Origin of the sequence: Pseudomonas sp. PGPPP4 (assembly GCF_002256045.1) — a bacterium.
GTDB classification, from domain to species: Bacteria; Pseudomonadota; Gammaproteobacteria; order Pseudomonadales; family Pseudomonadaceae; genus Chryseomonas; species Chryseomonas oryzihabitans.
Genome location: NZ_NKID01000016.1, coordinates 17,527 through 32,359, shown reverse-complemented (window position 1 = coordinate 32,359; position 14,833 = coordinate 17,527). Strand labels below are relative to the sequence as shown.

Annotated in this window: 7 protein-coding genes; 6 read left to right on the top strand and 1 reads right to left on the bottom strand. The window is 65.7% G+C overall.

The features are described 5' to 3' along the window. Nucleotides 1-148: 148 nt before the first annotated feature. The 4 genes from aceE (at nt 149) to msrA (ending at nt 8,433) form a co-directional block, all read left to right on the top strand. Nucleotides 149-2,791: a pyruvate dehydrogenase (acetyl-transferring), homodimeric type gene (gene aceE / locus CFE50_RS20885; protein ID WP_007161948.1), complete on the top strand. Its 2,643-nt coding sequence runs from the start codon at nt 149-151 to the stop codon at nt 2,789-2,791. A gap of 28 nt (nt 2,792-2,819) precedes the next feature. Beyond that, on the top strand, nt 2,820-4,805 hold the full coding sequence (aceF, locus tag CFE50_RS20880; RefSeq protein WP_286737121.1) for a dihydrolipoyllysine-residue acetyltransferase: 1,986 nt from the start codon (nt 2,820-2,822) through the stop codon (nt 4,803-4,805). 281 nt (nt 4,806-5,086) lie between these two features. Next, nucleotides 5,087-7,693, top strand: a complete 2,607-nt coding sequence (locus tag CFE50_RS20875) for a putative bifunctional diguanylate cyclase/phosphodiesterase (protein ID WP_286737120.1) — start codon at nt 5,087-5,089, stop codon at nt 7,691-7,693. Between the two features lie 80 nt (nt 7,694-7,773). Further along, nucleotides 7,774-8,433, top strand: a complete 660-nt coding sequence (gene msrA, locus CFE50_RS20870) for a peptide-methionine (S)-S-oxide reductase MsrA (protein WP_007161945.1) — start codon at nt 7,774-7,776, stop codon at nt 8,431-8,433. 229 nt (nt 8,434-8,662) lie between these two features. Here the strand turns inward: msrA and CFE50_RS20865 are convergent, their stop codons facing one another. Next, nucleotides 8,663-9,499: a 23S rRNA (adenine(2030)-N(6))-methyltransferase RlmJ gene (locus CFE50_RS20865; protein ID WP_286737119.1), complete on the bottom strand. Its 837-nt coding sequence runs from the start codon at nt 9,497-9,499 to the stop codon at nt 8,663-8,665. Nucleotides 9,500-9,628: 129 nt separating this feature from the next. Between CFE50_RS20865 and CFE50_RS20860 the strand changes: the two genes are divergently transcribed. Together CFE50_RS20860 and mscK are read left to right on the top strand one after the other, a co-directional pair. Beyond that, nucleotides 9,629-11,368 carry a potassium/proton antiporter gene (locus CFE50_RS20860; protein WP_027598543.1) on the top strand — a complete coding sequence of 580 codons (1,740 nt, stop codon included), beginning with the start codon at nt 9,629-9,631 and terminating at the stop codon, nt 11,366-11,368. A 98-nt stretch (nt 11,369-11,466) separates the two neighbouring features. Next, nucleotides 11,467-14,811, top strand: coding sequence for a mechanosensitive channel MscK (gene mscK / locus CFE50_RS20855; protein WP_286737118.1), 3,345 nt, complete (start codon nt 11,467-11,469; stop codon nt 14,809-14,811). Nucleotides 14,812-14,833: the final 22 nt, after the last annotated feature.

Below are 14,833 nucleotides of genomic sequence, written 5' to 3'. Positions count from 1 at the left end.
GGAGCTGAAACGGATTTGAATTTGTAGTAAAACTACACGCCGATCGGAACCGTCCGGTCATAAATCCAAGAATTTTCGCTGCCCCCAAGAGGCCGGCGGCGACCCTGAGGCGACCGATTTTGGAAGCCTTTCCGCCCTGGAGCAAGCCATGCAAGATCTCGATCCCGTCGAAACCCAGGAATGGCTGGACGCCCTGGAGTCCGTCCTCGACCACGAAGGCGAGGAGCGCGTTCATTATCTGATGACCCGCATGGGCGAACTGGCTACCCGCAGTGGTACCCAGCTGCCCTACTCCATCAACACCCCCTATCGCAACACCATTCCAGTGACCAAGGAAGCCCATATGCCGGGCGACCTGTTCATGGAGCGGCGCATCCGCTCGCTGGTTCGCTGGAACGCCCTGGCGATGGTCATGCGCGCCAACCTCAAGGATCCGGATCTGGGTGGCCACATCTCCACCTTCGCCTCCAGCGCCACCCTCTATGACATCGGCTTCAACTATTTCTGGAAGGCGCCCAACGAAGAGCACGGCGGCGACCTGATCTACTATCAGGGCCATGCCTCCCCCGGCGTCTACGCCCGTGCCTTCCTGGAAGGCCGCCTCTCCGAAGACCAGATGAACAACTTCCGCCAGGAAGTGGACGGCAAGGGCCTGTCGAGCTACCCGCACCCGCACCTGATGCCCGACTTCTGGCAGTTCCCGACCGTCTCCATGGGTCTGGGTCCGATCACCGCCATCTACCAGGCCCGCTTCATGAAGTACCTGGAGAACCGCGGCTACATCCCCGCCGGCAAGCAGAAGGTCTGGTGCTTCATCGGCGACGGCGAGTGCGACGAGCCGGAAACCCTGGGCGCCATCTCCCTGGCCGGCCGCGAGAACCTCGACAACCTGATCTTCGTCATCAACTGCAACCTGCAGCGCCTCGACGGCCCGGTCCGCGGCAACGGCAAGATCGTCCAGGAACTGGAAGGCATCTTCCGCGGCGCCGACTGGAACGTCACCAAGGTCCTCTGGGGCCGCATGTGGGATCCGCTGTTCGCCCGCGACACCGAAGGCCGCATGCAGCAGCGCATGGACGCCGTGGTCGATGGCGAATACCAGAACTACAAGGCGAAAGACGGTGCCTATGTGCGCAAGCACTTCTTCGGCGCCAACCCCGAGCTGCTGAAGATGGTCGAGGACCTGTCCGACGACGAGATCTGGAAGCTCAACCGTGGCGGTCACGACCCCTACAAGGTCTATGCGGCCTACCACCAGGCGGTCAACCACAAGGGCCAGCCCACCGTCATCCTGGCCAAGACCATCAAGGGCTACGGCACCGGTGCGGGCGAAGCCAAGAACACCGCGCACAACACCAAGAAGGTCGATGTGGAGTCGCTGAAGAAATTCCGCGATCGCTTCGACATCCCGCTGAACGACTCCCAGCTCAGCGAGCTGCCCTTCTATCGTCCGGCCGACGACAGTGCCGAGATGAAGTACCTGATGAGTCGTCGCGAATCCCTGGGCGGTCACCTGCCCCAGCGTCGCGCCCGCAGCATCAGCATCCCGACGCCGCCCCTGGACACCCTGAAGGCGGTACTGGACGGCTCCGGCGATCGCGAGATCTCCACCACCATGGCCTTTGGCCGGATCCTGTCGCAACTGGTCAAGGACAAGGACCTGGGCAAGCGCATCGTGCCCATCCTCGCCGACGAAGCCCGTACCTTCGGCATGGAAGGCATGTTCCGCCAGTTGGGCATCTACTCGCCCCACGGCCAGCTCTATGAGCCGGTCGACCGCGACCAGGTGATGTACTACCGCGAGGAGAAGGACGGCCAGATCCTCCAGGAAGGCCTCAACGAAGCCGGCGCCATGTCCTCCTTCATCGCCGCCGGTACCGCCTACAGCAACTACAACCAGCCCATGCTGCCGGTCTACATCTTCTATTCGATGTTTGGCTTCCAGCGCATCGGCGACCTGGCCTGGGCGGCGGGCGATGCCCAGACCCGCGGCTTCCTGCTGGGCGGCACCTCCGGCCGTACCACCCTGAACGGTGAAGGCCTGCAGCACGAGGACGGTCACAGCCACATCCTGGCCGGCACCATCCCCAACTGCCGCAGCTACGATCCCACCTATGCCTACGAGCTGGCGGTGATCATGCGCGAAGGCATCCATCAGATGATGGAACTGCAGCAGAGCGTCTTCTACTACATCACCGTGATGAACGAGAACTACCAGCAGCCGGCCATGCCCGCAGGTGTCGAGGACGGCATCATCAAGGGCATGTACCTGCTGGAAGAAGAAAAGGGCGACTTCAAGCACCGCGTCCAGCTGCTGGGCTCGGGCACCATCCTCAACGAGGTCCGCGCTGCTGCCGGCCTGCTGCGCGAGATGGGCGTCGGCGCCGACATCTGGAGCGTCACCAGCTTCAACGAACTGCGCCGTGAAGGCCTGGCCGTGGATCGCTGGAACCGCCTGCACCCGCTGGAAGAGCGCCGCCTGACCTATGTCGAGCAGTGCCTGGGCGAGCGCCAGGGTCCGGTCATCGCCTCCACCGACTACATGAAGCTGTTCGCCGACCAGATCCGCCAGTGGGTCCCCACCGAATTCCAGGTGCTGGGTACCGACGGCTTCGGTCGCAGCGACAGCCGCAAGAAGCTGCGTGATCACTTCGAGGTCGACCGCCGCTGGGTCGCCGTCGCCGCTCTGCAGGCGCTGGCCAACCAAGGCAAGCTGGAACGCAAGGTCGTGGCCGACGCCATCACCAAGTTCGGCATCGACACCGAGAAGCGCAATCCCCTGGATTGCTGATGCGGCACACGGATAAGAGGAAACAACTGTGAGCGAGACCATCCGCGTACCCGACATCGGCAGTGGCGACGGCGAAGTCATCGAGCTGCTGGTAAAGGTCGGCGATACCGTCGAGGCCGAACAGAGCCTGGTGGTGCTGGAGTCCGACAAGGCCAGCATGGAGATCCCGGCCCCCAAGGCCGGCAAGATCGCCGCCCTGCACATCAAGGTCGGCGACACCCTCAAGACCGGTGATCTGCTGATCGACCTGGAAGGCGAGGACGCCGCCACCGGCAGCGAACCCGCCGCCGAACCCAAGGCCGAGTCCAAGCAGACCCAGGTCGAGGAAAGCGAAACCCCGACGCCGGCCGGCGACGAGGACGCTTCGGCGTCCGCCGGCGAAGGCGAAGCCCAGGAGATCCATGTCCCCGACATCGGCTCCAGCGGCAAGGCCAGCATCATCGAGGTGGCGGTCAAGCCCGGCGACACCATCGCCGCCGAGCAGACGCTGATCACCCTGGAATCCGACAAGGCCAGCATGGAAATCCCCTCCCCCGCCGCCGGCGTGGTGGAGAGCGTTTCCGTCAAGGTCGGCGACGAAGTGGGCACCGGCGATCTGATCCTGGTGCTCAAGGGCGCCGCCAATGCCAAGCCGAGCAAGAGCGTCGAGTCCAAGGCCGGCGACAAGCCCGCCAAGGAAGCCGCCGAGCCCGAGCTGCACGAGGAAGCCGCCGCCGAGCCGGCCGGTGAATCGGTCGAGGAGATCAAGGTCCCCGACATCGGCTCCACCGGCAGTGCCAACGTCATCGAGGTGCTGGTCAAGGCCGGTGATCAGGTCAAGGCCGAGCAGTCGCTGATCGTGCTGGAGTCCGACAAGGCCAGCATGGAAATCCCGGCGCCCAAGGCGGGCGTGGTGGAAAGCGTCGCCATCAAGGTCAATGACCAGGCCAAGACCGGCGATCTGATCCTGACCCTGAAGGTGGCCGGTGCCGCGCCCAAGCAGGCGGCCAAGCCGGCTGCCGGCAACACCGCCAGCGCGCCGGCTGCCGAGAAGAAGGCCGAGGCTCCGGCCAAGGCCGCCGCTCCTGCCAGCGCCCCTGCCGCCGGCAAGGGCAAGAAGGTCCATGCCGGCCCGGCCGTGCGTATGGTCGCCCGCGAGTTCGGCGTCGATCTGGGCGAGGTCACCCCGACCGGTCCCAAGGGTCGCATCCTCAAGGAAGACGTCCAGGGCTACGTCAAGGATCAGCTGCAGAAGAGCAAGGCGGCTCCGGCCGCGGATGCCGGCGCCACCGGTGGTGCCGGCATCCCGCCGATCCCCACCGTGGACTTCAGCAAGTTCGGCGAGATCGAAGAGGTGCCGATGACGCGCCTGATGCAGGTCGGTGCCAACAACCTGCATCGCAGCTGGCTGAACGTGCCCCACGTGACCCAGTTCGACCAGTCCGACGTGACCGATCTGGAGGCCTTCCGGGTCGGCCAGAAAGCCGTGGCGGAAAAGGCCGGCGTCAAGCTGACCATCCTGCCGTTCCTGCTCAAGGCCTGCGCCCATGTGCTCAAGGAACTGCCGGACTTCAATGCCTCCCTGGCCCCCAGCGGCAAGGCGGTGATCCGCAAGAAGTACGTGCACATCGGCTTCGCCGTGGACACCCCGGACGGCCTGCTAGTCCCGGTCATCCGCAACGTCGACCAGAAGAGCCTCCTGCAACTCGCCGCCGAAGCCGCCCAGCTGGCGGAAAAGGCGCGGACCAAGAAGCTCAGCGGCGACGACATGCAGGGCGCCTGCTTCACCATCTCCAGCCTGGGTCACATCGGCGGTACCGGCTTCACGCCGATCGTCAATGCCCCGGAAGTGGCGATCCTCGGCGTGTCCAAGGCCAGCATGCAGCCGGTCTGGGACGGCAAGGCCTTCCAGCCGCGCCTGATGCTGCCGCTGTCGCTGTCCTACGATCACCGCGTGATCAACGGGGCGGCCGCCGCGCGCTTCACCAAGCGCCTGGGCGATCTGCTGGCGGAAATCCGCGGTCTGCTGCTGTAAACCGCCACAGGACGGTAACGGAAGGCCGTTACCGTCCCCTGGTGTAGTTCAGAAACCCCGCTCACGCGGGGTTTTTGCTGTCAGATCAACCGAAAGATCCAGGAAAAAGGTAGGATGAGCGCCCCGAGCGCCGCCCCTTGCATGCGCCGGGCCCTATCGGGCAACCTGACAGCCATCCCAGCGTGCTGGCGAGGCGGAAAGGAAAAAGGATTAATGATTTGTCTGTCCTTTCCGATAAACCTAGGACATCTTTCCGTCTTCACAAGGACGCGGACCCTCGCATGAGTATTCACTCCGATGCTGCCGATGCCGCGGTAGCCGATCAGGCGGGCGCGCTCAGCGCTCCTGCCCGATTGGGCTTGCTGCGTTTCGAGCGTCTGAATGAAGCCTCCTGGGCGATGCTCTATCTCGATTCCCGCTGCGAAGCCAGCCTCGGCCTGCCCGCCCAGGCGCTGTGCTCGCTCATCGACGCCCCCTATGCCAGCCTGATGGAGCCCAGCGTCCGTCATCGGCTGCACGAAGACATCCAGCTGCAACTGGCCGAACATGGCAGCTATCAGGTGCGCTACCTGTTCCACTCACCCACGGCGCCCTGCCAGGTCGTCGAGGTCGGCGAGAGTCTGCAGCGCCATGGTCGCCCGTTGCTGCGCGGCTATCTGCTGCGGGTGATGAACGACGATGCCCTGGCCGGCGAATGGGAAGCCCATAACGTGGCCCTGCGCTCGACCCTGGCGCTTCTGCAGGACAGCCAGGACCACAGCCAGCAACGCCTGGCGATGGCCCAGGCGCGGCAGACCCTGCTGCTCGAACTGTCCCGTCTGGCCCTGCGCCAGGCACCGGTGGACGACGAGCTGGTGCAGCTGCTGCGCGCCCAGGGCCCGGCCGCCTTTGCCGTGGACGAACTCAGCCTGTGGCGCTACGAGGGCAATGGCCTCGTCACCCTGTGCAAGGAAGAACGCCTGCCGACCCTGTGCAGCGATCACCGGCGCCGGTTGCGCGAGCAGGGCGTGATCGAAGACGCCAGCCAGGTGCTGCACCCGTCCCACAGCGGAGGCGGAACGGCGCTGGACGTGGCCCTGCTGCACGACGGTCAACTGACCGGCCTGCTCTGCCTGCGACGTGACCGAGCGGCCACCTGGGAAGCCGAGGACGTCATCTTCGCTCGCAGCCTGGCGGAATGCCTGGCTGCCCTGCTCCAGCAACCGGAGCGCCCGCCCAAACTCGCCCATCCCCTGACCCGGGTGATGGAAGCCAGCAACGATGCCTTCCTGCTGCTGGATGCCAGCGGTTGCCTGGAGCACGCCACCGACAGCTTCGCGCGGATCACCGGCTATCCCATCGGCAAGCTGCAGGGGCTGCACGTCGAATCCCTTCCCGCCCTGGAAAACTGGGGGGAGCTGCTCTACGAAGCCTGGCAGCGGCTGGCGCACCAGGACAGCTGGCAAGGTGAACTGCGCTGCTATCGCCGTGACGGCGAGAGCTACTGGGGCCAGCTGTCGCTATCCAAGATCCAGCAGCCCAATGGCGACCTGCAGGGCTATCTGGGCATCTTCCAGGACACCAGCAAGACCCGCTTCGCCCAACAGCACAACGACGAACTGGTGTTTCGCGACAGCCTCACCGGGCTGGCCAATCGCAGCCACTTCATCGCCCGCCTGGAAGCCCGCCTGGAGCAGTCCAATCCGAGTCGCGAACACTCACTGCTGCTGGTGGACGTCGACAACTTCAAGAGGGTCAACGACAGTCTGGGGCATCGGATCGGCGACCAGCTGCTGGTGGGTCTGGCCCGGCGCCTGCGCAGCGCCCTGGGCAAGGGCGCGCTAATCGCTCGCATCGCCAGCAACGAATTCGCCGTGCTGCTCGAAGGCATGGACGCGGTCGCCGCCGACAGCCTGGCCCGCGACACCCTGGTGGCCCTAGATCCGCCGCTCTATGTGGAAGGCCACCCGACCCTGATCAGCTGCTCGATCGGTCTGACCACCGCGCGACCGCACGAGACCGATCCGCAGACCCTGATCAAGCACGCCGGCCTCGCCCTGCACCGGGCCAAGGCCACCGGAGGCCATCAGGTCCAGGTGTTCACCGAGGCGCTGATCGCCGAGGCCAGCAACAAGCTGTTCGTGCAGAACAACCTGCGCCGGGCCCTGGAGCAGAACGAACTGCTGGTGCACTACCAGCCCAAGGTCTGCCTGAAACGCGCCAAGCTGCTGGGCCTGGAAGCCCTGATCCGCTGGCAGCACCCGGAAAAGGGCATGATCCGCCCGGACCAGTTCATCAGCATCGCCGAGGAAACCGGGCTCATCGTACCCATCGGCAAATGGATCATCCGCGAGGTCTGCCGCCAGCTGCACCGCCTCGACGCCGCCGGCTTCGACGATCTGCAAATCGCCATCAACCTGTCGCCCAAGCAGTTCACCGATCCCGACCTGGTGCAGTCGTTCGTCACCATCCTCGACGAGGAGGGCATCGCGCCCAAGCGTCTGGAGCTGGAACTGACCGAAAGCCTCCTGCTGGATGCCACCGACGCCACCCGCAACACCCTCGAAGCCCTCAAGCGCCTGGGCATGAGCCTCGCGATGGACGACTTCGGCACCGGTTATTCGTCGCTCAGCTACTTGAAAAAATTCCCCATCGACGTCATCAAGATCGACAGGAGTTTCATCAAGGACATTCCGGACAACCAGGACGACATGGAAATCACCTCCGCGGTGATCGCCATGGCCCACAACCTGCGACTGCAGGTGGTTGCCGAGGGCATCGAGACGACCGAACAGCTGGCTTTCCTGCGCCACCATCGCTGCGATATCGGCCAGGGCTATCTGTTCGACAAGCCCATCCCGGCCGACCAGCTCGACGCCGCCCTGGCGCGTTACCTGCCGACGCGCTGACCCGCCGCGCGGACTGACCCCGCTGCCGCGATTTTGCGTACACTGAGCCTTTCGCCTGGCCCTTTCCCACGAGGTATCCCATGGTCCTGCGTTCCGAAATCCTGACCAAGAAGACCCACCTGCCCGCTGCCGAGCAGGCGCTGCCCGGCCGCGAGACGGCCATGGCCGTGCCCGCCGCCCACTATGTCAACGGCAATCCGTTGCAAGGCCCCTTCCCCGCCGGCCTGCAGAGTCTGGTGGTGGGCATGGGCTGCTTCTGGGGCGTCGAGCGACGCTTCTGGCAACAGCCCGGTGTCTGGACCACCGCGGCGGGCTATGCCGGCGGCCATACCCCCAACCCCACCTACGAAGAGGTCTGCTCCGGCCTGACCGGTCATACCGAGGTGGTGCTGGTGGTATTCGATCCGGCCCAGACCTCGCTGGAGGCGCTGTTGAAGATCTTCTGGGAAGCCCACGATCCGACCCAGGGCATGCGCCAGGGCAACGACGTCGGCACCCAGTATCGCTCGGCCCTGTATTACGCCGACGACAGCCAGCGGGAAGCCTTCGAAGCCAGCCAGGCCGCCTTCCAGGCGCAGCTGGCCGAGGCCGGCTATGGCGAGATCACCACCGAGATCGCCCCGCTGCCGCCCTTCTACTACGCCGAGGCCTATCACCAGCAGTACCTGGCGAAGAATCCCAACGGCTACTGCGGCCTGGCCGGCACCGGTGTCTGCCTGCCGCCCAGCCTCGCGGTCTGATCCCGAGCCGCTGCGGCGGCTCTTTTGGTTGGGCTGCGGCGGTAGAAGCGCCTCAACCCAACCTGCGCCAACCTTTCCCGTAGGTTGGGTTGAGCGCAGCGAAGCCCAACACTTTCGGGCTCAACACCAGGCTGTTGGGCTTCGGCGGTAGAGCTGCCTCAACCCAACCTACGCCGACCTTTCCCGTAGGTTGGGTTGAGCCCAGTGAAGCCCAACGGTCCCGGCCTCGCTATTCCGCGATCAGCCAGTCCAGTCGCCAGCTGCCTTCACCCTGGGCCAGGTGCTCGGCCAGCCAGGGCAGCAATTCGCGCAATTCTTCTTCCAGCCCCCACGGCGGATTGACGATGGCCAGTCCCGAGCCGTTGAGCCGGGTGGGATCGTCCGCCGCGCGGATCAGCAATTCGACGTTGAGCAACTTGGGCGCGCCGCTGGCCTGCAGCCCGGCGTGGAAGCGCCTCAACTGACGGCGATCCTTGATCGGATACCAGAGCATGATCACCGTCTGGCGCATGCGGCCGACGGTCTCCGCGACCGCCTTGACGCAGCGCTCCAGCTCGTCGGTCTTCTCGAAGGGCGGATCGATCAGCAGCAGGGCCCGGCGCTCCGGCACCGGCAGCAGCGCCCGCGGCAGCAGCCAGCCATCCTTCTGATGCACCGCCACCCGGCGATCTCCGGCCATGTTTTCCTTGAGCAGACGACCGTCCTCGGGGTGCAGCTCATTGAGCAGCAGCCGATCCTGGGAGCGCAGCGCCTGGCGCATCAATTCGGGCGAACCCGGGTAATAGCGCAGGGCGCCGCCGGGATTGAGTGCCGCCACCGCCTCGCGATAGCCGAAAAAGGCCGCCGGCGCGGAGTCCAGCGCCCACAGCCGTCCGATCCCTTCGCGCCATTCGTCGGTACGACTGGCCTGCTCACCGGCCAGGTCATAGCGACCGACACCGGAATGGCTGTCCAGGTAGACGAAGGGCGTCTCCTTGCGCGCCAGCAGCGCGGCCAGGCGCAACAGGGTGGCGTGCTTGAAGACATCGGCGTGATTGCCGGCGTGGAAGGCGTGTCGGTAATTCATGGGATACTCCAGCGTCAGCCCTACAGTGTACCGCCTTCCTCGGGCACCCGCGGCGTCGCGCTTTGACACCCCGGCCACCCAGCGGGTTAAATCCCCTGGTTCTTCAATTCTTTACCCCAGGAGTCACGCTTGGACGCTGTCACCATCAACAGCTTGTTCTTGATCGGTGCGGTGCTGATCGGCCTGTCGATTCTGGTCAGCTCGATTTCCTCGCGGGTCGGCATCCCGATCCTGGTGATCTTCCTGGTGGTCGGCATGTTCGCCGGCGTCGACGGCCCCGGTCACATCGCCTTCGACAACTATCCGATGGCCTACCTGGTCGGCAACCTGGCGCTGGCGGTGATCCTGCTCGACGGCGGCATGCGCACCCGGGTGTCGAGTTTCCGCGTGGCACTCTGGCCGGCGCTGTCGCTGGCCACCGTGGGGGTGATGATCACCACCGGCCTGACCGGGGTCGCCGCCGCCTGGCTGTTCGACCTCAGCCTGCTGCAGGGCCTGCTGATCGGCGCCATCGTCGGCTCCACCGATGCCGCGGCGGTGTTTTCCCTGCTCGGTGGCCGCGGCCTCAACGAACGGGTCACCGCGACCCTGGAAATCGAATCCGGCAGCAACGACCCCATGGCGGTGTTCCTCACCGTCACCCTGATCGAGATGCTCGCCAGCGGCCAGAGCGGCTTCAGCTGGAGTCTGCTGGGCCATTTCGTCAGCGAATTCGCCATCGGCGGGGTGATCGGCCTCGGCGGCGGCTGGCTGCTGCTGCAACTGATCAACCGCATCCACCTAGCCGACGGCCTCTATCCGTTGCTGGCCATCAGCGGTGGCCTGCTGATCTTTGCCCTGACCAACGCCGCCCATGGCAGCGGCATCCTCGCCGTCTACCTGGCCGGTCTGCTGATGGGCAACCTGCCGATCCGCAGCCGCCACGGCATGCTGCACATGCTCGATGGCATGGCCTGGCTGGCGCAGATCGGCATGTTCCTGGTGCTGGGCCTGCTGGTGGAGCCGCACAACCTGCTGCCCATCGCCCTGCCCGCCCTGGGCCTGGCGCTGTGGATGATCCTGGTCGCCCGCCCGCTGTCGGTGGCCATCGGCCTGCTGCCCTTCCGTGCCTTCCACGACCGCGAAAAGGCCTTTATCGCCTGGGTCGGGCTGCGCGGCGCGGTGCCCATCATCCTCGCGGTGTTCCCGATGATGGCCGGGCTGCCCCAGGCCCAGCTGTTCTTCAACGTGGCCTTCTTCATCGTGCTGGTGTCGCTGCTGGTGCAGGGCTCCAGCCTGCCGCTGGCGGCCAAGCTGCTCAAGGTGACGGTACCGCCGGAGCCGGCGCCCTTCTCCCGCGCCGGACTGCAGGTCCACCCAACCAGCGAGTGGGAGCTGTTCATCTATCGCCTGGGCGCCGAGAAGTGGTGCATCGGCGCCGCCCTGCGCGAACTGAAGATGCCCGAGGGCACCCGTATCGCCGCGCTGTTCCGCGGCGAGACCCTGCTCCACCCCTCCGGCAGTACCACCCTGGAAGCCGGCGACATCCTCTGCGTGGTCGGCCACGAGCACGACCTGCCGGCCCTGGGCCGGCTGTTCAGCCAGGCGCCGCAGCAGACCCAAAGATTCTTCGGCGACTTCGTCCTCGAAGCCGACGCCGAACTCAGCGCCGTGGCTGCGCTCTACGGTCTGCAACTGGGCGAGGTGGACGGCAACCAGCGCCTCGGCAGCTTCATCACCCACGAGATCGGCGGCGAGCCCATCGTCGGCGACCTGGTGGAATGGAACGGCCTGGTGTGGATCGTCGCGGCCATCGAGAACAAGCGCGTGCGCAAGGTCGGCGTGAAGTTTCCCGAAGGGCGCAACAGCGGGCCCGCGCTCTTTCTTTAACGATGGATGAACCGGGTTCGCGGCTTGAGGGGTGCTGCCTTGCACCCCAGGCAGCCTGGCTTTAACCTCGCGCCTTTCCACTGCCCGACGCCTGCCGCATGCACCGCCTGTCCGCTCTGCTTCGCGCCGCCGCCTTCTGCGGCTGCCTGTTCACCCTTCCCGCCGTCGCTCAGGATTCCGGGCCGCCGGATGCCCAGCAGGTGCAGCAGAATCTGAACGGCCTGGCCGATCGCAAGCTGCCCGCCCCCGAGCAGAGCGCTGCCCAGGACAGCCTGCAGCAGACCCTCAAGCTGCTCGACCAGCGCGACCAGTACGCCAAGCAGCTGGCCGATCTGCGCCAGCAACTGGCCCAGGCGCCGCAGCAGACCAAGGACGCCCAGCGGCAACTGGCGCGACTGCGCGCCGAACCGATCAAGCCGGCCGAACAGCGCTATGCCGGCGCCACGCCCCAGGCCCTGGAACAGCGGCTGAGCGAGACCAGCCTCGCGCTCAACAGTGTGCAGGACGACCTCAATGCGGCCAACAGTCTGGTGATCAATGCCCAGACCCGCCCCGAGCGCGCCCAGGTGGACATCGCCAATCTGCAGACGCGCCTGCAGCAGATCGCCGATCTGCTCAAGGCCGGACGCGAGAACGCCAAGCCCCTCACCGGCGAGCGCCGCGGGCAGTTGCTGGCGGAACAGGCGGCCGCCAATGCGCAGATCCAGCTGCTGCGCCAGGAACTGGCCGGCAACAGCGTGCTGCAGGATCTGGGCGCCATCCGCCGCGAACTCTTCACCGAGCAGGTCAAGCGCTACGAGCAGGAGACCCTGGACCTGCAGACGCTGATCAGCGGCAAGCGCCGTCAGCAATCGGAAAAGACCCTGGCCGAAGCCTCGCGCGAATCGGAAAAGACCGCCGGGGACGATGTGCTGTCCCAGGAGACCGGGCTCAATCTGCAACTGTCCGACTACCTGCTGCGCGCCACCGATCGCCTCAACGACCTCAATCGCCGCAATCTCGAGTCGCGCCAGCAGCTGGATCAGCTCAAGCAGACCACCGAGAACATGGAACAGCAGATCGGCGTGCTCAAGGGCAGCGTGCTGCTGTCCAAGCTGCTCTATCAGCAGCGCGCGGCGCTACCCTCGGTCAAGGTCAACAAGGACCTCACCGATGACATCGCCGATCTGCGCCTCTATCAGTTCGAGCTCAATCAACAGCGCGCCCAGATCGCCAATCCGGAAGGCTATGTCGACAATCTGCTGGCCCAGCAGCCGCCGGAAAAGGCCACCCCGCAGCTGCGTCAGCAACTGCTCGACCTGCTCAAGACCCGCAGCGAATTGCAGGAGCGTCTCAACACCGAGCTCAATGCCCTGCTCAGCGAATCCATCGATCTGCAACTCAACCAGAATCAGCTGCGCAGCACCATCACCAGCCTGCGTGGCACCCTCGACGAGCAGATGTTCTGGATTCCCAGCAACAAGCCGCTGGACTGGAACTGGGTCAAGACCGCGCCCCGCAAGCTGCTGCAGCAGCTGCGCGACGTGCCCTGGGGCTCCAGCCTGCACGAACTCTATATCGGCCTGGCCGAGCGGCCGCTGCTGCTGCTGCCGCTGGTGCTGGCCTTCGCCACCCTGATCTGGCAGCGCCCGCGCATCCATGGGAGGGTCAACAAGCTCAACCAGGACATCGGCCACTATCAGCGTGACAGCCAGTTGCACACGCCCCAGGCCATCCTGCTCACCATCCTGCTGGGCTTGCCGGCGAGTCTGGTGCTCTGGCTGGGCGGCGTGGCCCTGGAGGGTGACGAACGTGGGGTCAACGCCGCCATCGGCGCGGCGCTGCTGGAGATCGCCGCCGGCTGGCTGGTGTTCTACACGGTGTATCGCCTGCTGGCCTCCGGCGGCGTGGCCGAGACCCACTTCCGCTGGGCGCGGCCCCAGGCGCAGTCGCTGCGCCGGCTGGTCAGACGGGTGGGGCTGCTGGCCCTGGCGCTAATGGCGGTGGTGGCCATCGCCGAGCGCCAGCTCGCCGGCCTCGCCGACGACGTCCTCGGCATCCTCATCGTGCTGGTCGCCTATGCCAGCCTGGCCTGGATGCTCGGTCGCTCCCTGCTCAATGCCACCGCCCGCGAGCGCCTGCCGTTCTTCCGCCTGCTGCTCGGCCTGATGATCACCGCCATTCCGGCCGTGCTGTTCTTCGCCGTGCTCTTTGGCTACTACTACACCGCGCTCAAGCTCACCGATCGCCTGGTGGACACCCTCTATGTGCTGATGGCCTGGATCATCCTCGAAGCCACCCTGGCCCGCGGCCTGAGCGTGGCCGCGCGGCGCCTGGCCTATCAGCGCGCCATCCAGAAGCGCCAGGCGCAGCAGGAAGACGCCGAGGGCGTCGAGGTGGTGCAGGAGCCGACCCTGGACATGGAGCAGGTCAACCAGCAGTCCTCGCGACTGTTGCGCCTGACCCTGCTGCTGGCCTTCCTCGGCGTGCTCTACCTGGTCTGGGCCGACGTGGTGGCGGTGTTCTCCTACCTGGACAACGTCACCCTCTACCAGTACACCAGCGGCACCGGCGCCGCCGCCACCCAGGTGCCCCTGACGCTGCGGGTGTTCATCATCGCCCTGGTGATCGCCGGTCTCACCGTCGCCCTGGCACGCAACCTGCCGGGCCTGCTGGAGGTGCTGGTGCTGTCACGGCTAAATCTGGCCCAGGGCAGCGCCTACGCCACCACCACCCTGCTCTCCTACGTCATCGTCGGCTTCGGCACCGTGACCACCCTGGCGACCCTGGGGGTGAGCTGGGACAAGCTGCAGTGGCTGGCCACCGCCCTCTCGGTCGGTCTGGGTTTCGGCCTGCAGGAGATCTTCGGTAACTTCATCTCCGGCCTGATCATCCTCTTCGAGCGCCCGGTACGCGTCGGCGATCTCATCACCATCGGCAACGTGACCGGTACGGTGAACAAGATCCGCATCCGTGCCACCCATATCACCGACGCCGACCGCAAGTCGGTGGTGGTGCCGAACAAGACCTTTGTCACCAGCCAGCTGATCAACTGGACGCTGACCGACACCGTCACCCGTATCGTGCTGACCTTTGGCGTCAATCGCGGCAGCGACCTGGCCCAGGCGCAGCAGCTGATCATGCAGGCGGTCAAGGAGAATCCGCGGGTACTGCACGACCCCGAACCCTCGCTGTTCGTCACCCACTATGGCGCCACCACCCTGGATCACGAACTGCGCATCTATGTCCGGGAACTGGGCGATCGCAGCGCCGCCACCGATGAGCTGATCCGCCGGGTCGACCAGTTGCTGCGCGACGCCGGCATCAACCTGCTGTCCACGCCGCAGATGGAAATCACCCTGAAGAATCGACACGGAGCGGAGAAACAACTGGGCAAAAAGCCTCTCCTACCTGAAGGGGATGCCCAGCAGGAGGCCGAGGATCCCAAGCCACCCAAGGCCTGACGGCCCCTGCGCGGATAGTTCG

Bases quoted from the DNA above. Each gene is read 5' to 3' on its own strand.
- aceE (WP_007161948.1), top strand. From the start codon at position 149: ATGCAAGATCTCGATCCCGTCGAAACCCAGGAATGGCTGGACGCCCTG.
- CFE50_RS20875 (WP_286737120.1), top strand. From the start codon at position 5,087: ATGAGTATTCACTCCGATGCTGCCGATGCCGCGGTAGCCGATCAGGCG.
- msrA (WP_007161945.1), top strand. From the start codon at position 7,774: ATGGTCCTGCGTTCCGAAATCCTGACCAAGAAGACCCACCTGCCCGCT.
- CFE50_RS20865 (WP_286737119.1), bottom strand. From the start codon at position 9,499: ATGAATTACCGACACGCCTTCCACGCCGGCAATCACGCCGATGTCTTC.
- mscK (WP_286737118.1), top strand. From the start codon at position 11,467: ATGCACCGCCTGTCCGCTCTGCTTCGCGCCGCCGCCTTCTGCGGCTGC.